This window comes from Pseudomonas sp. GW456-E7, from assembly GCF_059424105.1.
On the sequence record NZ_JBWKZB010000007.1, the window covers coordinates 43,222 to 66,628 of the forward strand.

The window sequence follows — 23,407 nt, forward strand, 5'->3', positions numbered from 1 at the left end:
CCGCCGGCACGGTTCGGCTTTCTGGAGACTCATCGTCATGGTTGACGAAACCACACCCCTTACGGCCGATTTCGGCCTCATCTACCCATTGCCCGCCAACCCGGACCAGGGCCTGAGCCTGAGCGCCTCGTCACGCTGGGAAGAATGCCGCGAGCAGTGGCTCAGCCTCATGGCGCAAAGCTCGCAAGCCCAGCTCGACACCGCTTGGTGGAGCGCACGTGCACTCGGCACCGATCGCTCGCGTCGGGAACAAGCCATCCGCTTGTATCGCCAGCATTTCGAGGTGTCGAGCCAATGGGCGTTTGCCCAAGGCATCCTCGATGCCGGGCAGATCAAAACCTTACTGGCGCTCATCGACCCGCCAGCGCCAACACCAACGCCTGACCAGCACCCCGTGTACGTCGAACAGCTGAGCCTCATAGATGACAATGGCCTGTCTACCCCGCTGTCGGGCGCGCTGGTCATCACCCGGGATACCGATCAACCGGTCGCTCAGCTGTTGTATCTGCCTTCGCATTCATCCGCCTGGATGACCTTTCAAAGCCGGATTGAGCTGGAGCGCTGGTTGACCGAGCATCAACCACAGCGGTTCGACCAGCCCCGGCTGTCGATGGACAAGGGCAGCGTCGATTACACCGTCCTCGACAAGGCTGTGCTGCACACCGGCGCCGAAGCCCTGTTGTCGCGCTTGTCCGTCGGCCCCGCGGACCGGCCCGGCAATGCTGCCGTGCTGGCCGCGCCCCCCGACCTGCCACGGGTGGAGACTGACGACAACGCGGCCCTGTTCGGCCAGCTCAGCCCCGATATTCCCTTGGGCGTGCGTCACAGCGCGCTGGCACAACAACGGACGGCCCTGGAGAGTCTGCTCGGCGATGACTTTGCGGGGGATGCCAAGGATCCGCGCCTGCAACGCCTGCAACAGCAACTCGAGGGCCTCAGCGCTGCCGAGCAGGCCAGCAACGCCGCCGCGACGGCACTACTGAACGCCGCCGATGACCTCAAATGGCTTGAGCTGCGCCACCAGCCGGGCCCGCATTACGCGGCCCTGCTCCAGGCACGCCAAGACGGTTTGCGCGCAGAAGCCGAACTGCAATTGAGCCTGAATCAGATCAACAGTGAAGAGCATCAATGGCTCATCAGTGTGCTGGATGCCCCCGATCAGCCCCGCGCGGACGACCTGGTGGTCGCGCGGCTGGAACTGTCGGCAACCGACACCGAAGGCGACACCCGCCGCACGCAAACCGAGGAACTGGACGGCGTTCTGCTGTTTGCAAAACCCTCTGCGCTGCTGGCCCATTCGACCGACAGCCTGTTGCTCTACTGGCCCGGACGCTTTGGTGGACTGCAACGGTTTGCCTCTCGACAGCAGCTGGAACAGTCGCTGTTCAAACGCCCGGTCAACGACCCTGCCCTGGCAGTGCACGTTGTGCCGCTGAGCGGCTCGCCGTTTGAATACGCCCTGCAAATCCAGCTCCACAGCTGTGAACAACAAGCTGCCCGAATCATTGCGGCCAATCCTGTTCCGCTTCGTACCAGCCAGCGTGCGGCCGAACTGGAAAATCTGCGCGAACAGACCCTCGCCTGCCTGACCGTCCCCCAATCCGCCGCCCGGGACTGGGTTTACGCACGCCTCGTCGAGCAAAACCAGAGCAGTGCACTGGCCGCTCAATTGCCGTCGTGGCATCGCGAACTGCCCAGCGTGCAGCGTGACCGGCTCAAGACGCTGCTCAAATCCTGGATCGCCGCGATGCAGCGCTCCCACGCGTGGTTCGAACGCGAACTGCCGCCACGGGAAGCCTTCGCCATCAAGGCTATTGACGCCCGGTTGCGCCAGGACTTCGACCTCACTCAAGCGGTGCAGGTGCTACTCGATGTTCCCGATTCCACTCGATGGCAGAAAGTGGTGATTGAAGGCGCCGCTCCGGGCACCCCTCAGAAAAATGTGCTGTTCGCCAGCGAGCAGCGCAGCAAGCTGTCCCTGGGTGAGCTGGCGCTGGGCAACATCGATCAGGAAATGGGGTGGCGACTGTCGTTCATGCAGGTCGAGGTCAGCGGTGCCGACGTCACACAACAGCAGAAACTGAAAAGTGCCATCACAACGTCCTGGCTGAGCACGCTGGTCACCGAGCTGGATCTGGCCGGGCAATATGAAAGGCTGATCCGCGAGACGTTCCTCGGCACCTCGACGGCATCGACCTTCAGTAATGAACATCGGCGCGAATGCCTGAGTGAGCCGTGGCGCCTGATGCTTCGCCTGCAAGGCGAATTCGCCGAGTTGGCAAAGGACATCGATGCCAACGGCCGGCAAGTGCTGGAAATCGCCATCGACGCCAACAGCCGTGAAGCCTTTGCCAGCGACGGCAAGCGCATCGAGTTGCTGCCCGCGCACCTGACCGTGGGCGGCAAGGACACCCACGCCCAGGGACCGAGCACCTTGTCCGGCGTCACCTTTATCGTGGAGCAGGTCAGCGGCCTGACCCTGCTGTATCTGCCCGAAAGCCCCGACGGCGTTTATCTGCGCCAGTTCGACAGCCTTGAACAGGCACGGATGCGCCTGTTCAACGATTGCCTGCGCAGCTCGATGGTCAACTACCTGGCCGACCGGGCCTTGACGGGCGATGTCGCCCACCACGTCAGCCGGATCAACCAGGCCCTATTGAAAAACTTCGACGGGCTGATCGGCGTCGGTATGCCCTGGCCAGCCAGCACTTCCCTGGCAGCGCACCTGCTGAATGTGCACATGGGCCGTTTGCTGGAAGCCCATCGGGCGACATCGCGCTCCAATGATGCGTTGTACCTGGAGCAGGTCGCCTTGAAGTCCGGCGCAATGTTCAACTACCTGAAAATGGCCGTGGGCATGCTGCCCTTCATCGGTACGAGCATCGCCCTGTACGACGCCTGGAACAGTGCCAACCTGGCGGTCGCGGCCTTCCTGCGTGGCGATGTCGGCCATGGCCTGGCCGAGGTGGAGGCGGTGCTGTTGTCGCTGATCGACGCGGCCATGGACATTCTCCCCGGCACCACTGCCACCCCCCGAGTCGCCCGTGTCGCCACGCGCAGTCGTCAGTGGCGGGCGCTGGGCAAAAGTCCGCGGGCCTTGCAGGTATCGACGCAACGCCAGGCACGGCGGTCGCTGGAACGCTTCAAGGGGTATGAATATGAAAAACCGATTTCCCTCGCGGGCCTGCAACCGGGCAGCGAAGGCATTTATCGCAACGTGTATCGCCACGCTGACGGCCATTTCATGGTCAGCCAGGGACGAATCTATCGCATCGAGCTGGAAGGCGAACCACCCCGCTGGCGCTTGAGCGGCACCAGCAGCCGGACCTACAAACAGCCAGTGGCCCTGGATGAGTCAGGCCACTGGAACACCCACTACGCGGTGTACGGCACCGTGATCGAAGGCGGCGGCGTGGGCGGTGGCGCGGTGCTCGGGCACATGGCCGACGGGCTTGATCCACTCTGGCCGGCCGCCATTCGCCGCTGGCTGCCGCGCTGGTGGACGGACCGCGCCTTACGCCGGCAATTGACCCTGACCCAGACCGCCGACGCCTACACGCGACGGCTCGATACCCAGACCCGCAGCACCAACGTCACGCTGGAGCACTACTTCACCCTCGAACCCGGACAGCGCCCAGCCCTTCGCACCCGTGCCGATGTCGCCTGCGCGAACGATATCGACCTTGCCCAGGCGCAATACCTGAATCTCGATGAGCTGATGCTGTACAGCCATGGCCGCAAACGCGTGCAGATCGAAGACATCCAAAGCCGCTGCGCCTGGATCATCGTCGACCGTTCGGTGCGGCGGATCGGCCTGGCCAAGGAACGGCTGGTGGAGCACCTCGACCGTATCGATCAGTTGATCGCCCGGTCAGATGCCACACCGCTCACCGATACCACCGCGCACTTGCAGCTCATGGCACAACGCAAGGAGGTCCGCAAAGACTTTCTCAAAGACTTCGATCAGCTCCATACGACAGTCGAGGAAGCCAATCGCTGGAACCGCCGGATCACTAACCGGGCGCAAAAAGCGGAGATGGCGCAGAGCATGACGACCGTGAATGAGAAATTCAGCGACGCCAATCACTTCTACCTGAAAACCGCGCACACCCTGGAAGTCGTCACCCGTTATGACGCGGTGACCGACCTGTCCTGGACGTACTTCCACGTGCAGTTGAAAGCAGCCCGCAACAAGGTCGGCCGCGCGCTGCTGACGCAACATCACCTGCCCCAGGTGAGCGCCAGCGTCAGCCAGCGCAGCAAAGTCCTCGAAGACTGCCTGACCACCTATACCGAGTTCCGCCGTCAGCTGGGCGCCTGGACACTCGGCTATCCGCAGCATCTGGACCTGGACCAAGTCACCGCGTTTCTGGACAACCTGGACAAGGTTGAAGATTTTGCACGCCAAGCCATCAAGACGCGACCTTCGGTGGTGCCCAAAGAAGGCCGACCCGGACAGCAACTGTTCGAGACCGAAGACAACCAGTTGCTGATCGGTATCGCCAGCACCGACGCCGTCACCCGGCAAAAACGCTTCACCATCGAAGGGGTCGATGGCCACACGGAAACCTGGCTGCCGCGCTCAAGCGGCAAATATCACCTCAGCGAGCCAACGAGTTCCGTGCAGCCGGAACTGCCGACTGATGTCGGGCAGCTGCTGACAGAAGCCAGGAACAGGCTGGAGGCGGCAGACGCCTACACCCGCAAAGTCGAAGGCTATGCGCGGCAGGACATGCGACCGGTCGACCTTGAGCACATGATGAGCAGCGAGGCCACGGAGTTGACCATGCGTGCCCGGGCCATCGAACGCTTGTCCCCCACCGATGCCGTAGCGCTGCAACTGCGCAATCGGGCGGATGAAATGTTGCGCACGGGGCGTACCTTGCGCATCAATCAAAGCATGAACAGCAAAACCCCGACCGAAGGTTATCTGGACTATCTGCGCGAACAACAAGTGGTGGACATCCGCAAGGAGGGTAGCTTGCGCGACCTGGGCAAACGCGCCGACGGACGACGGGATTTCCTGCAGGAGTACGAAGTGCGCGACCTGCGCAGCGAACCGGCGCAAACCCTGTGGTACGCGCACTTCCACTACACCTCGGCCAAGCCGGCATTCGGTGACTTCGTCAAAGGTCATCTGAAACTGCCGGAACAACGCAACCTCGGCCTGAAATGGCAGCAGGACGTGGCCGCCAGTGGTGGTACGGTCGAGGCGATCTGGCGCGGCGACATCGGCAAACCGCTGGGCAACAAACACTTTTCCACGCTGTAAAATGATAACGACGGGGCACGCCATGTGCCTCGTCGTGGACAGCGCCTTCAACATGAGACAAACTCAACCTTTTCGATTTCTCTACAAATTTTACTCATGGAGTCACCGGTGCTTGAAATCCGTCACCTCAAGACCCTGCACGCCTTGCGCGAAGCCGACAGCCTGGTGGATGCGGCCGATCGCCTGCACCTGACCCAGTCGGCCCTGTCTCATCAGTTCAAGGAGCTGGAAGAGCGCATGGGCATGCCGTTGTTCGTGCGCAAGACCAAGCCGGTGCGCTTCACCAGCGCCGGTTTGCGCCTGTTGCAATTGGCCGACGCCACCTTGCCATTGCTGCGCGCTGCCGAACGCGACATCAGTCGCCTGGCCGGGGGCACCGCCGGTCGTCTGCACATGGCCATCGAATGCCACAGTTGCTTCCAGTGGCTGATGCCGACCATCGACCAGTTCCGCGATGCCTGGCCGGAAGTCGAGCTGGACCTGGCCTCGGGCTTCTCCTTCGCCCCGCTGCCGGCCCTGGCCCGTGGCGACCTGGACCTGGTGGTGACCTCCGACCCGCTGGATCTGGCCGGGATCACCTATGTGCCGCTGTTCACTTATGAAGCGATGCTGGCGGTGGCCAACCAGCACCGCCTGGCCGGCAAGGCCTATATCGTCCCCGAAGACTTGCTCCCGGAAACCCTGATCACCTACCCGGTGGAACGGGACCGGCTGGACATCTTCACCCGCTTCCTCGAACCCGCCGACATCGAACCGGCCCAGGTCCGCACCTCGGAACTGACGGTGATGATGATGCAGCTGGTGGCCAGCGGTCGTGGCGTGTGCGGCATGCCCCATTGGGCGCTGCATGAATACAGTTCACGGGGTTATGTGAAAGGCAAGCGGCTGGGTGAGAAGGGGTTGTTCGCCACGCTGTATGCGGCGATCCGCGCCGACATGCTCGATGCACCGTACATGCGCGACTTCTTGCTGACGGCCAAGGACACGTCGTTTTCGACGCTGGACGGCGTTAGTGCGGTTCGCTGAAATGCGATCAAATGTGGGAGCGGGCTTGCTCGCGAAAGCGGCATAACATTCAAGATTGATGTTGCCTGACACACCGCTTTCGCGAGCAAGCCCGCTCCCACAAGGATCCCGGTGATCCTTATATTTCGCGCCACATGTGGATCTTGTCGAAATAGTCTTCCCCCACCCGCACGGCCATCGGTTCCAGGCCGAACTGGACGAAACCGCAGCGCCGGTAGAGGTTGAACGCGGCATTGTTGCCGGCGGTGACGGTCAACTGGATCAGACGCAAACCTGCATGGTGCTGCGCCTCGGTCAGTGCCGCCTGAACCAGTTGATAGCCGAGCCCGCACTGGCGAATCGTTGGCGAGACGTACATGCCAAACAGCGTCACCTTGTGCCGGGCCTTTTCCCGAAGCTCGAAGGCGAGGCCGACAATGCCGGCCAACTGGCCGTCCTCGAACGCCCCAAGCACCACGTCCAGCTTGCTGGTCAGGCGCGACTCCCACCAGCCCAGCGGCATCGCCGCCCGCTCGCGCACACTCGAGGTAAAAGCCTGCGGGTGCAGATCGTAGGCTTCGAGCATCAGAGCCCGATAGTCCAGGGCATGGCTGGCATCCAGTCGCTCGATCCACATGCTCAGGCCATCCGTTTTTGCTCAAGCATCAGCCGCAGCGCCAGTGCCGACAATACGAAACCCATGAAATAGCGCTGCATCGCCAGCCAGGTCGGATTGCTGACGAACCACGAGGCGATACCGGCGGCAAACATGGCGATCAGCAGGTTGACGCAGAAACTGACACTGATCTGGGTCAGGCCGAGGATGAGGCTCTGGCTGAACACCGAGCCATGCTCCGGCGTGATGAACTGCGGAAACACCGACAGATAGAACACCGCGATTTTCGGGTTCAAGGCACTGGTCAGAAAGCCCATGGTGATCAGCTTGCGCGACGAATCCGGGGGCAACTGCTGGGCCTCGAACGGCGAGCGTGCACCGGGTTTGACCGCCTGCCAGGCCAGCCACAACAGGTACAGCGCACCGGCCCACTTCAACACCTCATAGGCCATCGGCACCGCCAGGAACACGGCGGTCAAACCGGCGGCCGCAGCAAACAGGTGCACGAAAAAACCCGCGACCACGCCGAGCAAGGAGATCACCCCGGCCTTGCGCCCCTGGCAGATCGAACGGGAGATCAGGTAGATCATGTTCGGCCCCGGCGTCAGTACCATCAGCAACGCGGCAGCGGCAAAAATCAGCAGGTCTTGAAGCGGGATCATGGGCGAGGTCCTTTGCGTGATGATCAGGCGATCGCAGTCAGCGATGCTCGATAAAACGGCAGGATCAGGTCCCTTGTCAATGGCGCAAGAACGACACCACCCTCGGTGGCCGGGTCGATCCAGATCACTTCTTCGATCTCCGCCGCAGGCGTCACGTCGGCATCGATGTGCAACTGAAAAATCTCGGCGTGTACGACAAAACCCGGCTCGTTGGCCGCCGGTGCCGAAAAGTGACCGAGGTAAACGGCCTGCGCCGGGTCGATGTCCAGACCCAGCTCTTCTTCCAGCTCCCGGGCCAGCGCATGAACCGGCAATTCATGGGGCTCGATCTTGCCGCCCGGCTGCATGAATGCCGTGGTACCGTGCTTGCGCACCAGCAGCGTGCGGCCATCAGGGCCGATCAACAGGGCTGCGGCGATGCGGATGGTCCCGGAGGCTGGCATGGAAAACGTCGACATAAACAGAAGGCCTTTGACTCAAAAACGCCAAGGATCACATGTCCGCCAGCCGAGATCAAAAGCCACCTGTAGGAGCTGCCGCAGGCTGCGATCTTTTGATCTTGATCGCAAAAATCAAAAGATCGCAGCCTGCGGCAGCTCCTACACGGGGGTGTTACGTGGCTTCCTGAAAATCCATCTCCGGCGGCTGCCGACGGAAACCGCCGGTCAACACCGCGAGGTACACCACGCCAATCGCCAGCCAGCTCAACCCCAGATAAACCGCCAGGTGATCGAGGCTGACCATCAGCCACAAATCCGCTGCCAGGCCGATGAACGGGAACAGCAGGAACAGCACGAATTCGCGCAGGCCTTTTTTGTCGCCACCGATCCAGTAATGGAAGATCACCGACAGGTTGACCAGGCTGAACGCCAGGAATGCGCCGAAGTTGATGAACGAGGTCGAGGTGGTGACGTCCAGTTTCAGTGCCAGCAACGCCACTACCGCGCACAGCAGGATGCTGTTGATCGGCGTGCCGAAGCGTTCGTGCAGGGTGCCGAAAAACGACTTCGGCAGCACGCCGTCGCGGCCCATGGCGTAGAGCAACCGCGAACCGCTGGCCTGGGCCGACAGGCCCGAAGCAAACTGGCCGACGATCAGGCCGATCAGGAAAATCGAGACGAACAGGTCACCGCCGATGTTGCGGGCAATTTCATAGGCCGCCGAGTCGACACTCTCGAACTGGAACGACGGATGAGCGATCTGCACGAAGTACGACACGCCGACGAAAATCAGCCCGCCGATCAAGGTGATCAACATGATTGCCCGAGGGATGGTACGGCGTGGATCGCGGGTTTCTTCGGTGAGGGTGCTGACGGCGTCGAAGCCCAGGAACGAGTAGCAGGCGATGGCCGCGCCGCTCATGATCAGCGGCATCTGCATGTCACCATTGAAGAAGGGCTTGATCGACCACAACGGCGTGCTCGCATCACCACCGACGTAATGCACGCACAGCGCAACGAAGGCGATCAGCACCAGGAACTGCACCAGCATCAGCAGGGCGTTGATGCCGTTGGCCAGTTTCAGGCCAACGATATTGATCGCACTGGTGATGCCGATGAATGCCAGCACCCAGATCCACTGCGGCACCGCCGGGAACGCGGAGTTGAGGTAAGCCGCGCCGATCAGCCAGATCGCCATCGGCAAAAACAGATAATCGAGCAGCACGGCCCAACCGGCGATGAACCCGAGTTTCGGGCTGATGGCCTTGCGCACATAGCTGTAGGCCGAGCCGGCCACCGGGAAGGCCGAGGCCATGCGGCCGTAGCTCATGGCAGTGAAGAACATCGCCACCAGCGCCGCGAGGTACGCGGCCGGTACCATGCCGGCGGTGGATTGAGCGAGGATGCCAAAGGTGCCGAGCACAATGATCGGCGTCATGTAGGCGATGCCAAACAGCACCACCGACCCCAGTGACAGGGTGCGTTGCAAACGAGCCATGAGCGACTACTCCGAATTTTATTGGATTTATGGCAGAGCCGGGTTCGGCGGAAATTACGGGGGTGGCGTTGTTGTTTTTGGGTGAATGGTCAAACAGGTGTGTCGTCTGTCAGGGCCTCATCGCGAGCAAGCTCGCTCCCACAGGATTTGTGTCGTTCACAACACTGAAGTCCCCCTGTGGGAGCGAGCTTGCTCGCGATGGCGTCAGCCCGGTCGACAAGCAATCCGGATCAGCCCCTGGGAATCAGCAGCTCGCGCAATCCGCAAGCATGCTCAACCACCTCCCCCGGCAACTTCAGTCGCTGATCATCCAGATACCGATAATCCTGGCGCGCCGCCGTCAACTGCTTCAGGTCCAGCTCAACGGCAAACTGCCCTTCCTCGCGTCCGGCCTCGAACAGCAGCGTGCCCTGCGGATCAACCAGCGCACTGCCGCCGGCAAACAACAAACCGCCATCCCCCTCTTCCACCCGGTTAACCATCAGTGCAAACGCCTGGTTTTCCTGGGCGCGGGCCATGATGGCGGTGCGGTGGGTCGGGCCGTAGGGGTCCATGTTGCCGTTGGTGACGATCAACAGCTCGGCGCCCAGTTGCGCCAGGGCGCGGGCGCTTTCGGGGAATTCGATGTCGTAGCAAATCAGCAGGCCCACGCGCACGCCGTTCCACAGACAGGTGGCGTAGCGATCACCCGCCTCGTACACACCGCGATCCGAGGCCCACAGGTGGGTCTTGCGGTACTTCAGCGCGATGCCTTCAGGGGTGATCAACAGCGTTGTGTTATAGAAGCGACCGTCGTCGTTCTCGGCCATGCCGATGGCCACGGCGATATTGTGCTCGCGGGCAGCGACGATTAACGCGCTGACGGACGGACCGTCCAGCGGTTCGGCGACATCGGCCACGGACTCCGCCGAAGGGAAGCCCATCAAGTGACCTTCAGGGAACATGATCAGCTGCGTGTCGGCTGCGCACGCGGCGATGGCCGCCAGGGTGCGTTCGAGGTTGTAGGCCGTGTCGTTGTCACGGCCTGCCAATTGGGCGAGTTCGACCTTCATGGGTATTCCTTGTCAGGGGCCGGGCGGCAGAAAGATTGCCCGGTCGTTGTCTGTGCGCCAGTATGCGCAGCAAGCAACCGGGCGGGGAATTACGCCGCCGGGGTAACACGATAGGGGTAGATGCATGACACTCTCGTTGGACGACATCGCCTGGCACCGCTCGGTGGGGCAACTGATCGACGCCCTGGACAAGCCCAACTTCTGGACCCAGCTGGTGCGTTTGCTGGATCAGTACGTGCCCTTCGACAGTTGGGTGGCCCTGCTTTTCAGCGCCGATCAGCGCCCGCTGGTGTTCGCCGAATGCCCTGGCGAGGACGGCAGCCCCGACCAGTTGTTCCAGGATTACCTGCGCGGCCTGTACCTGCTCGACCCCTTCTATATCGCCTGCCGCGAGCAGTCGCGCACCGGGCTGTATCGACTGTCGGAAGTGGCCCCGGAGCACTTCGAGCTGACCGAGTATTACCAGCGCTACTTTCGTCTGAATGTGGTGGCCGACGAAATCCAGTTCAATTGTCAGCTCGAAGGCGACCGCACGCTGTGCCTGTCCCTGGGCAGCACACAGCGCTTCAGCGGCCAGCAGATCGCCTTGTTGTCGCTGATCCAGCCATGGGTGCTCGGCCTGTTGCGCCAGCGCCTACCCTATGAAATCAACGAAGCGGTGGCCCTCGCTCCCGCACCGCCGCAAGCCGACTGGCGGGTGCAACTGGAGGCTTCGGTGCAGCAGCTCAAGGGCGCACAGTTGACGGCACGGGAGCTGGATGTCGGGCGTTTGATGCTCAGCGGTTGCTCCAGTAAAGAAATCGCCCGTAAGCTGGAAATCTCTGTCGAAACCGTGAAAGTCCACAAGAAACACATGTACAGCAAGCTGGGGATCAAGTCCCAGTCCGAGCTGTTTTCGATTTTTCTCCAGGCACAAAATGCCTGAAAAGATCGCAGCCTTCGGCAGCTCCTACATGGATCGCATTCCCCTGTAGGAGCTGCCGAAGGCTGCGATCTTTAAAACTCAAGGAAACCGTATGAGCCTGTCACTCCTGAGCCGCTACGCCTTCTTTGCCGTCTGCGTGATCTTCACCCTCGCCAGCCTGCCCTTTCTTGACTATGACTGGCTCTGGCCGATCACCGTCGTCACCGCTGTCCTCAGCCTGATCGGCCTGTTCGATCTGCTGCAGAGCCCCCACGCGGTACGGCGCAACTACCCGATCCTGGGCAATATCCGCTACCTGGTCGAAGGCATTCGCCCGGAAATCCGCCAGTACCTGCTCGAATCCGACAGCGAAGCCCTGCCCTTCTCCCGGGCCCAGCGCTCGCTGGTTTATTCCCGGGCCAAGAACGAAACCGCCGACAAACCCTTCGGCACCCTGATCGACGTGTATCAGTCGGGTTTCGAGTTCATCGGCCACTCCATGCGCCCGGCGCCGTTGAGCGACCCGAGCAGTTTCCGCGTCACCGTCGGCGGCCCGCAGTGCACCCAGCCGTATTCGGCGTCGGTGTTCAACATTTCAGCCATGAGTTTTGGTTCCCTCAGCGCCAACGCCATCCGCGCGTTGAACCAGGGCGCCAAGTTGGGCAATTTCGCCCATGACACCGGCGAAGGCAGCATCAGCCCCTATCACCGGGAACACGGCGGTGACCTGACCTGGGAACTGGGCAGCGGTTACTTCGGCTGCCGCACCAGCGACGGTCGTTTCGACCCGGAACGCTTCGCCGCGCAAGCCCGCACGCCACAGGTGCGGATGATCGAAATCAAGATGAGCCAGGGTGCCAAGCCCGGCCACGGCGGCATCCTGCCCAAGCACAAGGTCACCAAAGAAATCGCCGAAACCCGCGGCATCCTCATGGGCGAGGACTGCGTGTCACCCTCGCGCCACACGGCGTTTTCGACGCCGATCGAAATGATGCATTTCATCGCACAACTGCGTGAGTTGTCCGGCGGTAAACCGGTGGGCTTCAAGTTCTGCCTCGGCCATCCGTGGGAGTTCATGGGGATTGCCAAGGCCATGCTGGAGACGGGCATCCTCCCGGACTTCATCGTGGTCGACGGCAAGGAAGGCGGCACCGGCGCCGCGCCCGTGGAGTTCACCGACCACATCGGCGTGCCGATGCGCGAGGGCCTGCTGTTCGTGCACAACACCCTGGTGGGCCTGAACCTGCGGGACAAGATCAAACTCGGCGCCAGCGGCAAGATCGTCAGCGCCTTCGACATCGCCAGCGTGCTGGCCATCGGTGCCGACTGGGCCAACTCGGCGCGCGGCTTCATGTTCGCCATCGGTTGCATCCAGTCGCAGAGCTGCCACACCAACAAATGCCCGACCGGCGTCGCCACCCAGGACACCCTGCGCCAGCGCGCGCTGGTGGTGCCGGACAAGGCCCAGCGCGTATTCAACTTCCACCGCAACACCCTCAAGGCCCTGGCGGAAATGCTCGCCGCCGCCGGCCTCGAACATCCGTCGCAGTTGTCGGCCAAGCATCTGGTGCGACGCATGTCGGCGACCGAGATCAAGCTGTTCTCGCAGCTGCACGTGTTCCTCAAGCCGGGGGAATTGCTGACTGGCGAAGTGAACGGCGAGTTCTACTCGCGGATGTGGCAGATGGCCCGGGCCGACAGTTTCGAACCCAACGAAATAGCCGCCGCTTGACTCTGTAGGAGCTGCCGCAGGCTGCGATCTTTTGATCCTCACCCGTCACCAACGCAGCGTTTTGCTCCGGGCCGGCTCCTTCATCACGATAAAACCGTAATCACCGATCAGGTAAATCCGGTAGAACTGGCTGTCCACCAGCGCCGGATAGCCCTGATAGCCAACCCGCGTCGCATTGCGCCGCTCGCGCTCCGCCACCACATTGGTGATGCCCGCTTTCGGCAGGTTCTCGGCCAGCATGTAAAAATCGGTATTGAGCAGGTAGTGCAGCACCGGCATCTGCTTGAACGAGCCTGCCGCCGCCACCAACCAATAGTCGGAGTAAGTCACCGAGAGGTAAATCCGCCTGGCCTCGCGCAGCGACTGATGGCTGGCGATGTCGTACGCAAGGCTGGCCAGTGCAGTGGAGGCGAAGGTTTTCTGCACCGTCAGCACCCGGCCATAGGCGAACGACAACGACAGCATGGCCAGCAGCGGAATGATCAACAACAATGGCAGTCGCTCATGAATCGACGCCAGCGCCAGATGGCTCAAATAGCACAGCAACACCAGCAGCACGGCGAAGCCCATCAAGGTGCGGGCGCCCTCGTTGAAGTCGCGGAAAAACAACGCGACACCGGACACCAGCAGCGTCACCACCGGCACTGTCAGCAAGCACATCAAACCGATCAACAGCTTCTTCGACCCGTCGTCCTGACGCGCCGCTACGTTCAATCCCAGCCGCACCGCCCCGGCTATCGCGAGCAACAGCAACCCGCCGAACACCCAGAGCCATCCGCCATGGAAAAGCAGCACGACTTTCTCCAGGACCCGGTCAATGTTGATCTGGATCTGCAATAAAGGATGCGCCGTCCAGTCAAGCAGCAACGTGCGATTGGAGTCCATGAACAGATAAGCGCTGACGCTGTAGATCAACCCGCCGAGGATGACCTGGGCGGCTTTCCAGCCCAGCAGGTCGCGCCATGGCACCGGGGCGGTTCTTTCGTTAGCCGCCCTGAGCAATTCCAGGCAACACAGGCCCAGGAACACATTCAGGCTGATCTGGTACAACCCCAGCGCCAGTGCAATCAGGAACGAGGGCACCAGCCATTGCACGCTGCGCCACGGGTGACGAAAGGTGATGGCGTAGATCACCGCCACCAGGCTGAGGGTCGTGGTGGGACCGTCGTATTGATAGGACAGGTTCTGCAGGAAGAACGGGTTGTACCAGAGCGGCAACAGCACCAGGCAACAAGCAATGGTCGGCTGGCGAAAGTAATGGAAGGTCAGGCTCGTCAGGGCGGCCGCCATGGCCAGCGTGGCGATCAACAGGGGCAAGGGAAAAATGTTCGGCGCGGCATGGCTGAAGGTCAGCGCGTTGTAAAACAGTTGGGCGAAGAGTCGGCCCTGTTCGGACCAGGCCATGCCCGCCGCCAGCGAGCGCCAGTTGTCATCGATGTAGGGATAATCCGCGAGGATCAACGGCAGGACATACACCAGGGTGGCGAGCAGAAAAAACCGCCAGACCTGATGCCGGCTGAGCTCGCGAACGAAAAAGTCGCTGAACCGGCCCATGCTAGTGCCTGCCCCGGTCTTTGCCGCCGACGATGTCCTTGATCACATAACGCGGCCGGTGCTTGGCCTCGATATAGATGCGACCGATGTACTCGCCGAGGATGCCGATGCCGATCAGTTGCACGCCGCCGAGAAACAGGATCGCGGTCATCAACGAAGGATACCCGGGGACGTTGTTGCCGAAGAAAATCTTGTCCAGCACCATGTACACCGCGTAAAGCACCGCGAAAATCGACACCGCGCCACCAACGTAAGTCCACAAGCGCAGCGGCACGGTGCTGAACGAGGTCACGCCTTCCAGGGCCAGGTTCCACAGCTTCCAGCCATTGAACTTGCTGCTCCCCGCTACCCGCCCGGCCCGCTCGTACTCCACCATCACGGTGTTGAACCCGGCCCACGACAACACGCCTTTCATGAACAACTGATGCTCGGGCAGGGAACGGATCACGTCGACCACCTTGCGATCCATCAGCCGGAAATCCCCGACGTTTTCCTCGATCCGGGTGTAGGCGATGCGATTGAGCACATGGTAGAAAATCGACGCGCTGTGGCGCCTGAGGTAGCCGTCGACGTCCCGATTGCGGCGCTTGGCGAGCACCACATCGGCGCCCTTCTGCCATTGCTCGACCAACAGCGGGATGACGCTGATCGGGTCCTGCAGGTCGACATCCATGGGAATCACGGCATCGCCGCTGGCGTGCTCCAGGCCGGCAAACAGGGCCGGTTCCTTGCCGAAGTTGCGCGAGAAATTGATCAGCAGCACCTGCTCATCCGCCTCGGCCAGTGCCGTAGCCTGTTCGGCCGTGCGGTCAGAGCTGCCATCGTTGATGAACACGATTTCAACCTCGGCATCGCCCAGTTTCAACTCGCGGCGCACGGCCTGGTAAAACAGGTTGATCGACTGCTCCTCGTTGAACACCGGGACGATGAGCGAGATTTTCATTGATCACGCTCGCGAAACACCACGTACTTGGAATACAGGAAGCCAAACACCAGGCTCAACGCGGAAAACAACACGACGGTGAGCAGGCCATGCAGGCGCCACACATCACCCAGGTGGCCGACGCCCAGGCTCAGTGTCCCCATGCCCAAAAGAAACAGCAGATAACCGCCGACCGTGGCACTGGCGGCGAAGGTAAATTGCGCGTTCATGTAGAAGGAAAACGACGCAGCCACACAGAAGGCTGCCAGGTTGCTGAGTGCCTGGCTGAGGCCGGTCGCCACGCTCAACAGGAAAAAGACCTGCCAGTGAATCAGGGTGTTGGCGACCCCGATCACCGTGTAGCTGGACAGCCCTTTCCACAACAGTCTCATTGGAGGCTCCCGTTTCAAGAACGTTGCACTTATGAGTATTTGAGCCTGTCTGCTGTCAGAAATCGCAGATTGACCGACCTTTCAGACCAGCGGTTGAGCCTTGGAGCAACGCCCGAGACATCCGGTAATATCCCGGTTTTGCAATTCACTGCGAATCACGCCACCCTGCGCGCCGCCGACTTGGCGCGCGGCCCTATGCGCCCGCAGCCAATCCCATTTTCACTCGCTGATACGAGCCTGCTGTCATGACGTTAGCGCGCGATCACCGGATCGACTTTTTTCGTGGCCTGGCACTGATCTTCATCTTTTGGGATCACGTGCCCCACAACCCATTGGGGCAAATCACCCTGCGTAACTTCGGTTTCAGCGATGCGGCCGAGGTTTTCGTGTTTCTGGCCGGTTACGCCGCGGTGCTGGCGTACGGCAAAGTCCTGGCGCGCGAAGGCTTTCTGATCGCCTGCGTGAAGATCCTGCGCCGGGCGTGGGTGCTCTATGTGGTGCATATCTTCCTGTTGGCGATGCTGATGGGCATCGTGTTTTTCGCCAACAGTCACGTGGAAACACGGGATCTGGTGGAGGAAATGGGCATGCATCATTTCATCAGCAACCCTCAGCAGGCCCTGATCGATGAACTGCTGTTGCGCTTCAAGCCCAACCTGATGGACCCGCTGCCGCTGTACATCGTGCTGCTGGCCGGGCTGCCCCTGGTGCTGCCGATACTGGTGCGCAAGGCCTGGGTGGTGGTCGCGATGTCAGTGGCGTTGTACCTGATGGTGCCACTGGCGGGCTGGAACCTGGCGGCCATCAAGGACGGCGTGTGGTACTTCAACCCGGTCGCCTGGCAGTTGCTGTTTGTGCTCGGTGGCGCCGCGGCGATTCACAGCCAGCGCCCGCGCTTGCCCGAGACCCGCCCATTGGTACGCCAGCCTTTGTTTGTGAGTGCGGCGCTGTACGTCGTGGTCGCGGGGGTGTTGACCGTCCTGTGGCGTTGGCCGGACCTGCACGATGCCGTGGTGCCGGCGAGCCTGCAAAACGTCCTCTACCCCATCAGCAAGACCAACCTGTCCCCCGTGCGCCTGCTGCACTTCCTCGCACTGGCCTACGTCACGGCGAAACTGATTCCCGACAGCGGATGGACGCAAAACTGGCTGGCACAGCAAAGCTGCCGCATGGGCCGTTTCTCGCTGGAGATTTTCTGCCTGGGCGTGCTGCTGGCGCCGTTGGCGGACATGGTCAATGCCCTGACCGACGATGCGTTTGCCATGCAGATCTTCACGGCGCTGGTGGGTGCCGGGCTGATGGCGTTGCTGGCGATGTGGCTTGAGTTCAACAAGCGTTTGAACCAGACAATCAAAAGATCGCAGCCAGGCATGTCCTTGTAGGAGCTGCCGCAGGCTGCGATCTTTTGATCTTCAAAAAAGCCCCGGTCAAATGGACCGGGGCACATTCAAGAAACCGAACGCACCGCCCCCTGCGACACATGGGTCGGTTGCAGCTTGAACACATAGAACAACACCGTCAGCAGCACCAAAAACGCTGGCCCCACATACAACGCCACGCGGGTGTCCGGGAAGTACGCCATCAGGCCGACCACCAGCACCAGGAACGCCAGCGCCAGGTACGAACTGACCGGGTACAGCCACATGCGATATTTCAGGCCGGCCGCTTCGCTGGCGCTCAGGCCTTTGCGGAACTTGAGCTGGGCCAGCAGGATCATCACCCAGGTCCAGATCGCGCCGAAGGTGGCAATGGCTGTCACCCAGACAAACACCTTTTCCGGCACCAGATAGTTCAGCAGTACGCCCAACAGCAACGCGCCAATCGACAGCAGCAATGCACGACGCGGCACGCCGTTGTTCGAGGTCTTGGCAAAGCCGGCCGGGGCCTGGCCGTTCTGCGCCAGGCTGTAGAGCATGCGCCCAGTGCTGAAGATGCCACCGTTGCAGGACGACAGCGCCGCCGTGATCACCACGAAGTTGATGATGCCGGCCGCGGTCTTGATGCCCAGGCGCTCGAAGGTCATCACGAACGGACTGCCCTGGGTACCGATTTCATTCCACGGGTAGATCGACAGGATCACGAACAACGCACCGACGTAGAACAGCAGAATCCGCCAGAACACCGAGCCGATCGCGTTCGGAATGGTCTTCTGCGGGTTCTTCGCCTCACCGGCGGTCAGGCCGATCATCTCCACGCCGAGGTAAGCGAACATCACCATTTGCAGGGACATCAACACGCCTTGCACGCCGTTGGGCATGAAGCCGCCGTGGGTCCACAGGTTGGAAATCCCCAGGGCCACGCCGTCATTGCCGAAACCGAAGGCAATGATGCCGATGCCGCCGAACACCATCGCAATGATGGTGACGATCTTGATCAAGGCAAACCAGAACTCGAACTCACCGAAAGCCTTGACCGCGATCAGGTTGATCGAACCCATGCTGATCAACGCAGCGAGCGCCCAGATCCAGCGCGGTACATCGGGAAACCAGATGCCCATGTACACCGCCACGGCCGTGATTTCCGCGACACAGGTCACCAGCCACAGGAACCAGTAGTTCCAGCCGGTCAGGAAGCCCGCCAACGGGCCCAGGTAGTCTTGAGCGTAACGGCTGAACGAGCCGGCAACCGGGTTGTGCACGGCCATCTCGCCGAGGGCGCGCATGATCACCAGGATCGCCAGACCGCCGATGATGTAGGACAGCATGATGGCCGGGCCGGCCATTTCGATGGCCTTGGCCGAGCCCAGGAACAGGCCGACGCCGATACAGGCACCGAGTGCCATCAGGCGAATATGCCGCTCGCCAAGTTCACGTTTGAGCGGACCGCCTTGAGCGGTCTCGCCTTGGGGCAGGTGATTGCCTACGGGCATGGGGGACAACCTCGTCTTGTTATTGGATATGACCACCGAGTGGCGAAGCGCAGGCCGATAAGCCATCGCCTCCCGAACCGGCCCTGCCTCGTGGGCAACGCCGTCCTGTAGGAAAAACCCGCAAGATCAGTGGGAAAAGCGGCGCCGAGTATTGCACAACAATGGTGCATCGTCATGCCCCTGCCAAAGCCTGGAAAGCTCTAAATCAGGTGTTTCAGACAGCCCCCTACTGTGGCGAGGGAGCTTGCTCCCGCTCGACTGCGCAGCAGGCGCAAAACCTGTAACTGTAGTTGCAGGGTTTGGGGCCGCTTCGCAGCCCAGCGGGAGCAAGCTCCCTCGCCACAACAGCGCTACCTGGATCCGAATCCTTCAATGAGTTGGGAAATTTCACTCAGCCAATACAGGTTCAAGCAGGAAAACGAGGAGCTAGCGTACTTAGACAACAGTTACAAGGACGCAACGGAATGCACCCACATCCAAACTCTCATCGACTGCGTTACGGACGGTACTCAGAACCAGGACGGGGCTATCTGTTAACCGCAGTCGTGCATCAGCGCCGCCGAATATTCGCAAACTGGCGGGTTGGACGCCTTTTGGTTGAAGAGCTCAGGCGAGCCCATGATCAAAAATGGGTCGATTCAATGGCTTGGGTCATCATGCCGGACCACTTCCACTGGTTGATCCAGCTTGAGCAGCAAACGCTGGCGCAACTCATGCAAGCCATCAAATCCCGGAGCACCCTCACCATCAACCGGGCATTGAACGAAAGTGGAGCCTTCTGGCAATCCGGCTACCACGACCGGGCCATTCGCGATGGAGAGGACCTTCTACCGTTCGCTCGCTACATTGTTGCCAATCCACTCAGGGCTGGGCTTGTGGATAAAATTGGCGACTACCCGCTCTGGGATGCGTGCTGGCTGTAAACGCAGCGCCCATGGATCAAGCTCTTTGTGGCGAGGGGGCTCGCCCCCGTTCGGCTGCGAAGCAGGCGCAAATTCGGTAACCACGGTGTGTCAGGCCTTTATCGGTTGCAGGTTTTAGCGCTGCTTCGCAGCGCAACGGGGGCAAGCCCCCTCGCCACAAGTGCTTCAATTGGCCTGATTGTCGGTGCGTCCGTGCATCATTTTGCCCTTCACATTTTTTTCACCCTCGCCAACCACCGTCTAAGCTTGAGTCAAGTCCGATCAATCTGCGTGAATGGATCAGTCGACTATGGGCGCTTTATGGCAAACCGATTCGAGTAAAACCGTGGTTCCGACTGATAGTGTGGATGAAGCGCCTATACCTGAAAAACCCCGTCGCTCCAGGCACGGATGGGGAGCGTTCTGGCTATTGCTGTTGATTATCGCGATTGTCGTGGGGCTGGCCGCCATGAGGGAGATGCGCACCTCGAGGTTCCAGGCCCGGGAAGTCAGCAAATATGCCGCGTCACTGAACTATGAGCTCAAACCCGGCCCCAGCGATGCGATTCGCTATCCGGGCGACGGCCCGTTCGATCGGCGCCTGGGCTACAGCTCGCTGGATGAGTTCCTGCCGCGCCTGATCAAGCGCAACTTCGTCGTTGAAGCGCAATCCCGCTTTTCTCCAGAGCTGTTGAAGTACACCGACAAAGGCCTGTTCGTGCCTTATGCCGAAAAAATCCAGGCCGGGCTGTCGATCACCGATTGCCGCGCAGCGCCGCTGTACCAGTACAACTACCCGCAGCAGCTTTACTCAACCTTTGCCGCGATCCCGCCGGTGGTGGTCAACAGCCTGCTGTTCATCGAGAACCGCTTCCTGCTCGACCCCAGGCAGCCGCTCGCCAACCCGGCGGTGGACTGGCCGCGGTTCGGTATGGCGGCGTGGTCCCAATTGGCCAAGATGTTGCACGTGCCTGGCCAGTCCGCCGGTGGCAGTACCCTGGCCACGCAACTGGAGAAGTACCGGCACTCCCCCGATGGCTTGACGGTCAATGGCGCGGAAAAAATCCGCCAGATGATTTCTGCCACCGTGCGCGCCTATCAGGCCGGGCCACAAACCCTCGAAGCGCGGCAGAACGTGGTTCGCGACTACCTCAACAGCGTGCCGTTGTCAGCCGTACCGGGCCACGGTGAAGTGCATGGCATGGCTGAGGGTTTGCGTGTGTGGTACGGCTCCGATTTCGATAGCGCCAACAAGGTACTGAACAGCACCGCGACGGATCCAAAAACCATGGCGGAAAAAGGCCTGGCCTTGCGTGAAATGCTTTCGTTGATGATTGCGCAGCGCCGCCCGTCGCATTACCTGACCAAGGGCCATGACGAACTGGCCGACCTCACCGACAGCCATATTCGCCTGCTGGCGCAAAACCATGTGATCGACGCCGATTTCGCCGCCGCCGCCCTGGCCAGCAAAGTGACCTACCGCGACTGGGCCACCCAGCCGACCATGCAACCGATCGAAACCAACAAGGGCATCAGCGTGGCGCGCAGCCGTCTGGCCGGCATGCTCAACCGCCCGCTGTATGACCTCGACCGCCTTGACCTCTCCGCCACCAGCACCCTGCAAGGCGAGTTGCAATCCGAGGCCACCACGTACCTGAAAAAACTCGCCGACCCTGAGTTTGCCACGCAAATCGGCCTGATAGGCGAACGCCTGCTGACCACCACCAGCACCACCCAGGTGCGCTACAGTTTCACCCTGTTCGAACTGACACCGGACGGCTCGCGGGTTCGGGTACAGACCGACAGCACCGACCAGCCCTTCGACATCAATGAAGGCAGCAAACTGGAACTGGGTTCCACCGCGAAAATGCGCGTGCTGACCACCTACCTGCAAATCATCGCCGAGTTGCACGACAAATACGCCGGCATGGCCGTTCCGGAACTGAAGAAAGTCGAGGTGCCGGATCAGGACCGCCTGAGCCGTTGGGCGGTTGATTACCTGATCGAAAACAAGGACCGCGACCTGAAAAAAATGCTCGGTGCAGCCCTGGACCGCAAATACTCCGCCAGCCCCGGCGAGGCGTTTTTCACCGGGGGCGGCCTGCATGTGTTCAACAACTTCCGCAAGGAAGACAACGGCCGGATACCGACCCTGCGCGACGCCCTGCGCGAGTCGATCAACCTGCCGTTCATTCGCCTGATGCGTGACCTGGTGCGCTACACCACCTACTCCGGCCCCAACAGCAGTGCCGAACTGCTCAAGGACGACCGCGACCCGCGGCGCCAGGAATACCTGGCCGAATTCGCCGACCGCGAAGGCACTTCGTTCCTGCTCAAGTTCTGGAAGAAGTACAGGAACAAGGACACCCAGGAACGGCTCGAAACCTTCCTGGACGGTATGCGCCCGACGCCGATCCGCATGGCCGCCGTCCATCGCTACCTGCTGCCACAGGCCAGCCAGGAAAGTTTCAACGCCTTCGTGCGCTCGCACCTGACGGGGGCCAAGCTCACGGAAAAACTCACTGACGAACGTCTCGTGCGGCTCTACGAAGCCTACGGTCCCGGCGCCTACGACTTGCCGGACCAGGGCTTCATCGCCAAGGTTCACCCATTGGACCTGTGGATGATGGGCTACTTGCTCAATCACCCCGACGCCAAGTGGGCCGACGTCGTCAAAGCCAGCCAGTTCGAGCGCCAGGAGGTCTACAGCTGGCTGTTCAAAAGCCGGCACAAGGGCGCCCGTGACAGTCGCATCCGCACCATGCTGGAGATCGAGGCATTCCTCGACATTCACCAGCGCTGGCAGAAAGTCGGTTATCCGTTCGACCACCTGGTGCCGTCGCTGGCCACCGCCATCGGCAGCTCCGGTGACCGTCCCGCAGCCTTGGCCGAATTGATCGGCACCATCCTCAACGATGGCGTGCGCATGCCGACCCTGCGTATCGACAGCCTGCATTTCGCCGCGCACACACCCTATGAAACCCAACTGATCAATGACCCCGACGTCGGCAAACGGGTGATGCCATCCGAAGTCGCCACGGCCATGCGCGAAGCCCTTTCGCAAGTGGTGGATGCCGGTACGGCCAAACGCGTGTCCGGCAGTTTCAAACTGGCCGACGGCAGCCCGCTGGCGATGGGCGGCAAGACCGGCACCGGTGACAACCGCATCGAGGCCATCGGTTCGGGCGGACGGATCCTGAGCTCCAAATCGCTCAACCGCACAGCCACGTTCGTGTTCTACATCGGCGATAACCATTTCGGCACACTGACGGCGTTCGTGCCGGGCCGCTCGGCGGAGAACTTCACCTTCACCTCGGCGTTGCCGGTGCAGGTGCTCAAGGGCATGGCGCCGATCCTGACGCCGTACCTGCAACCGGGCACCCACACGATGTGCCAGCCAAAGGCGGCAACCGAGGCAACCGCCCGCCGCTAGGCATGGATCGGCAGATACGCCCGCGTGGCAGTAACTATGTATTTTTCACTCCTGATTTTTACCGGGTTCGGGGCGCAATCGACGTCGTTCCGAACCGGTTTTTGCGCTTTTTTTGCGGTTGTCGCCTGCCTAGTCTGATCGCTCCATCCATGAT

General features: G+C 61.2%; 16 protein-coding genes. 7 read left to right on the plus strand and 9 right to left on the minus strand.

The genetic code is table 11. The features are described from left to right. Positions 1-37: 37 nt before the first annotated feature. On the plus strand, positions 38-5,272 hold the full coding sequence (locus AC07YV_RS07070; protein ID WP_102699062.1) for a dermonecrotic toxin domain-containing protein: 5,235 nt from the start codon (positions 38-40) through the stop codon (positions 5,270-5,272). A gap of 108 nt (positions 5,273-5,380) precedes the next feature. Beyond that, positions 5,381-6,298, plus strand: coding sequence for a transcriptional regulator MetR (gene metR / locus AC07YV_RS07075; protein ID WP_008000240.1), 918 nt, complete (start codon positions 5,381-5,383; stop codon positions 6,296-6,298). A 118-nt stretch (positions 6,299-6,416) separates the two neighbouring features. On the opposite strand, the gene AC07YV_RS07080 is transcribed toward metR, so the two are convergent. From AC07YV_RS07080 to AC07YV_RS07100, 5 genes are all read right to left on the minus strand, one after another. Further along, positions 6,417-6,914 (minus strand): GNAT family N-acetyltransferase, encoded by a 498-nt coding sequence (locus tag AC07YV_RS07080; protein ID WP_102699063.1) that lies wholly within the window; start codon positions 6,912-6,914, stop codon positions 6,417-6,419. A gap of 2 nt (positions 6,915-6,916) precedes the next feature. Beyond that, positions 6,917-7,555 carry a LysE family translocator gene (locus tag AC07YV_RS07085; protein WP_102699064.1) on the minus strand — a complete coding sequence of 213 codons (639 nt, stop codon included), beginning with the start codon at positions 7,553-7,555 and terminating at the stop codon, positions 6,917-6,919. Positions 7,556-7,578: 23 nt separating this feature from the next. Next, a complete protein-coding gene (locus tag AC07YV_RS07090) occupies positions 7,579-8,013 on the minus strand; it encodes an NUDIX hydrolase (RefSeq protein WP_102699065.1) in 435 nt (144 codons plus the stop codon). Between the two features lie 154 nt (positions 8,014-8,167). After that, positions 8,168-9,493: an APC family permease gene (locus AC07YV_RS07095; RefSeq protein ID WP_102699066.1), complete on the minus strand. Its 1,326-nt coding sequence runs from the start codon at positions 9,491-9,493 to the stop codon at positions 8,168-8,170. 230 nt (positions 9,494-9,723) lie between these two features. Further along, the gene (locus AC07YV_RS07100; RefSeq protein WP_102699067.1) at positions 9,724-10,545 is read right to left on the minus strand and encodes a carbon-nitrogen hydrolase family protein; all 822 of its coding nucleotides are present in this window, start codon (positions 10,543-10,545) and stop codon (positions 9,724-9,726) included. Between the two features lie 124 nt (positions 10,546-10,669). On the opposite strand from AC07YV_RS07100, the gene AC07YV_RS07105 reads away from it, so the two are divergent. Together AC07YV_RS07105 and AC07YV_RS07110 are read left to right on the plus strand one after the other, a co-directional pair. Next, positions 10,670-11,470, plus strand: a complete 801-nt coding sequence (locus tag AC07YV_RS07105; RefSeq protein ID WP_102699068.1) for a helix-turn-helix transcriptional regulator — start codon at positions 10,670-10,672, stop codon at positions 11,468-11,470. A gap of 91 nt (positions 11,471-11,561) precedes the next feature. Then, on the plus strand, positions 11,562-13,181 hold the full coding sequence (locus tag AC07YV_RS07110; RefSeq protein WP_102699069.1) for an FMN-binding glutamate synthase family protein: 1,620 nt from the start codon (positions 11,562-11,564) through the stop codon (positions 13,179-13,181). A gap of 45 nt (positions 13,182-13,226) precedes the next feature. On the opposite strand, the gene AC07YV_RS07115 is transcribed toward AC07YV_RS07110, so the two are convergent. The 3 genes from AC07YV_RS07115 to AC07YV_RS07125 are packed head-to-tail and all read right to left on the minus strand — an operon-like array spanning position 13,227 to position 16,049. Next, complete coding sequence (locus AC07YV_RS07115) at positions 13,227-14,735, minus strand: glucosyltransferase domain-containing protein (protein WP_102699070.1); 1,509 nt, start codon at positions 14,733-14,735, stop codon at positions 13,227-13,229. Between the two features lies 1 nt (position 14,736). Further along, positions 14,737-15,678 carry a glycosyltransferase family 2 protein gene (locus AC07YV_RS07120; protein WP_102699071.1) on the minus strand — a complete coding sequence of 314 codons (942 nt, stop codon included), beginning with the start codon at positions 15,676-15,678 and terminating at the stop codon, positions 14,737-14,739. Further along, positions 15,675-16,049 carry a GtrA family protein gene (locus tag AC07YV_RS07125; protein ID WP_494990273.1) on the minus strand — a complete coding sequence of 125 codons (375 nt, stop codon included), beginning with the start codon at positions 16,047-16,049 and terminating at the stop codon, positions 15,675-15,677. Before AC07YV_RS07125 ends, AC07YV_RS07120 begins: the two co-directional genes overlap by 4 nt. A gap of 245 nt (positions 16,050-16,294) precedes the next feature. Here AC07YV_RS07125 and AC07YV_RS07130 point away from each other — a divergent pair, with 245 nt between their 5' ends. Beyond that, positions 16,295-17,431 (plus strand): OpgC family protein, encoded by a 1,137-nt coding sequence (locus AC07YV_RS07130; RefSeq protein ID WP_102699073.1) that lies wholly within the window; start codon positions 16,295-16,297, stop codon positions 17,429-17,431. Between the two features lie 65 nt (positions 17,432-17,496). Here the strand turns inward: AC07YV_RS07130 and AC07YV_RS07135 are convergent, their stop codons facing one another. Beyond that, positions 17,497-18,918 carry an amino acid permease gene (locus tag AC07YV_RS07135; RefSeq protein WP_102699074.1) on the minus strand — a complete coding sequence of 474 codons (1,422 nt, stop codon included), beginning with the start codon at positions 18,916-18,918 and terminating at the stop codon, positions 17,497-17,499. Positions 18,919-19,382: 464 nt separating this feature from the next. Here AC07YV_RS07135 and AC07YV_RS07140 point away from each other — a divergent pair, with 464 nt between their 5' ends. Together AC07YV_RS07140 and AC07YV_RS07145 are read left to right on the plus strand one after the other, a co-directional pair. Beyond that, a complete protein-coding gene (locus AC07YV_RS07140; protein WP_102699076.1) occupies positions 19,383-19,841 on the plus strand; it encodes an REP-associated tyrosine transposase in 459 nt (152 codons plus the stop codon). A 289-nt stretch (positions 19,842-20,130) separates the two neighbouring features. Further along, on the plus strand, positions 20,131-23,253 hold the full coding sequence (locus tag AC07YV_RS07145) for a transglycosylase domain-containing protein (protein WP_102699077.1): 3,123 nt from the start codon (positions 20,131-20,133) through the stop codon (positions 23,251-23,253). Positions 23,254-23,407 lie beyond the last annotated feature (154 nt).

Bases quoted from the DNA above. Each gene is read 5' to 3' on its own strand.
- AC07YV_RS07115 (WP_102699070.1), bottom strand. From the start codon at position 14,735: ATGGGCCGGTTCAGCGACTTTTTCGTTCGCGAGCTCAGCCGGCATCAG.
- AC07YV_RS07080 (WP_102699063.1), bottom strand. From the start codon at position 6,914: ATGTGGATCGAGCGACTGGATGCCAGCCATGCCCTGGACTATCGGGCT.
- AC07YV_RS07070 (WP_102699062.1), top strand. From the start codon at position 38: ATGGTTGACGAAACCACACCCCTTACGGCCGATTTCGGCCTCATCTAC.
- AC07YV_RS07120 (WP_102699071.1), bottom strand. From the start codon at position 15,678: ATGAAAATCTCGCTCATCGTCCCGGTGTTCAACGAGGAGCAGTCGATC.
- AC07YV_RS07105 (WP_102699068.1), top strand. From the start codon at position 10,670: ATGACACTCTCGTTGGACGACATCGCCTGGCACCGCTCGGTGGGGCAA.
- AC07YV_RS07085 (WP_102699064.1), bottom strand. From the start codon at position 7,555: ATGATCCCGCTTCAAGACCTGCTGATTTTTGCCGCTGCCGCGTTGCTG.
- AC07YV_RS07145 (WP_102699077.1), top strand. From the start codon at position 20,131: ATGGGCGCTTTATGGCAAACCGATTCGAGTAAAACCGTGGTTCCGACT.
- AC07YV_RS07140 (WP_102699076.1), top strand. From the start codon at position 19,383: ATGCACCCACATCCAAACTCTCATCGACTGCGTTACGGACGGTACTCA.
- AC07YV_RS07090 (WP_102699065.1), bottom strand. From the start codon at position 8,013: ATGTCGACGTTTTCCATGCCAGCCTCCGGGACCATCCGCATCGCCGCA.
- AC07YV_RS07125 (WP_494990273.1), bottom strand. From the start codon at position 16,049: ATGAGACTGTTGTGGAAAGGGCTGTCCAGCTACACGGTGATCGGGGTC.
- AC07YV_RS07095 (WP_102699066.1), bottom strand. From the start codon at position 9,493: ATGGCTCGTTTGCAACGCACCCTGTCACTGGGGTCGGTGGTGCTGTTT.
- AC07YV_RS07130 (WP_102699073.1), top strand. From the start codon at position 16,295: ATGACGTTAGCGCGCGATCACCGGATCGACTTTTTTCGTGGCCTGGCA.
- AC07YV_RS07110 (WP_102699069.1), top strand. From the start codon at position 11,562: ATGAGCCTGTCACTCCTGAGCCGCTACGCCTTCTTTGCCGTCTGCGTG.
- AC07YV_RS07135 (WP_102699074.1), bottom strand. From the start codon at position 18,918: ATGCCCGTAGGCAATCACCTGCCCCAAGGCGAGACCGCTCAAGGCGGT.
- AC07YV_RS07100 (WP_102699067.1), bottom strand. From the start codon at position 10,545: ATGAAGGTCGAACTCGCCCAATTGGCAGGCCGTGACAACGACACGGCC.